At 68.0% G+C, this 1,173-nt stretch carries 1 protein-coding gene; it reads left to right on the top strand.

All coding sequences use genetic code 11. The features are described 5' to 3' along the window. The first annotated feature begins 69 nt into the window (after window positions 1-69). A protein-coding gene (locus tag ACWDZ4_RS35065) for an IS630 family transposase (protein WP_451512429.1) occupies window positions 70-1,136 on the top strand; the annotation gives its coding sequence in 2 pieces (ribosomal slippage) (window positions 70-516 and window positions 519-1,136; 1,065 coding nt in all). Window positions 1,137-1,173 lie beyond the last annotated feature (37 nt).

Genomic DNA, 1,173 nt, shown 5'->3' with positions numbered 1-1,173 from the left:
TTACTGAGATTGAACGTGTGGTGTCGTAGGGGGTGACGGCTGGCCGGTGGGTGCGGTATCACCGAAGGCATGCGGTATCCACAAGGGGGCGGGCTGACCGCCGAACGGCAGCAGTTCCGCGAAGGGCTACGGCTCCAGGCGGCCGAGCGGTTCGCCCGGGGCGAGGGCAGTACCGCGATCGCCAGAGACCTGCGGATCAGTGTCCGCTCCGTCCAGCGATGGCGTCACACGTGGGCCGAGGGCGGCCCGCGATCCCTGCGGTCGCAGGGGCCGGCGTCCCTGCCAAGACTCAGCGATCAGCAGTTCGCCCAGCTGGAGGCGGAACTGGCCAAGGGGCCGGCCGCGCACGGCTGGCAGGACCAGCGCTGGACGCTGGCCCGGGTCAAAACGGTGATCGGCCGGCGCTTCCATCTGACGTACACCATCCAGGGCGTGCGGAAGCTGTTGGTGCGCAACGGCTGGTCCTGCCAGGTCCCGGCCCGCAGAGCGATGGAGCGGGACGATGATGCGGTCGCGGGGTGGGTCAAGGAGGTGTGGCCCCGCGCGGAAGGCTAGCGGCGGCCCGTGGAGCCTGGCTGGTCTTCGAGGACGAAGCCGGCTTCTCCATGACGCCGCCGCACGCCAGGACCTGGTCACCACGCGGCCGCACCCCGGTGGTCCGGGTCCGCGGCCGTTCCCGCAGACGCATATCCATAGCCGCGCTGACCTGCTACAAACCCGGTCACCGATCGAGGTTGATCTACCGGCCCCGTCGCGATGACGGCAACCGTGACGGGCGCAAAAGCTTCTCCTGGCGCGACTACCGGGACCTGCTGATCGCCGCCCACCAACAACTCGATGGCCCCATCGTCCTCATCTGGGACAACCTCAACGTCCACAAAGCCGCAGGTCTGCGGGAGTTCGCCGAATCCCGCGACTGGCTGACCATCCACTACCTGCCGCCCTACGCACCCGACCTCAACCCCGTCGAAGGCATCTGGTCCCTCCTGCGGCGCGGCTGGCTCTCCAACGTCGCTTTCTCTACACCAGAGCACCTCATCCGCACAGTCCGGCGCGGCCTACGGCACATCCAGTACCGCAGCCACCTCATCGACGGCTGCCTCACCGAGACCGGCCTGACCATCCGACCCGCCTGACCAGCAGCACGACATCCCGAGTTCAACCTCAGTAAGA

The sequence above is a fragment of the Streptomyces sp. NPDC003016 genome (genome assembly GCF_053591455.1).
The sequence above is the reverse complement of the archived record's forward strand: the minus strand, read 5'-3'. Positions and strand labels throughout refer to the sequence as shown.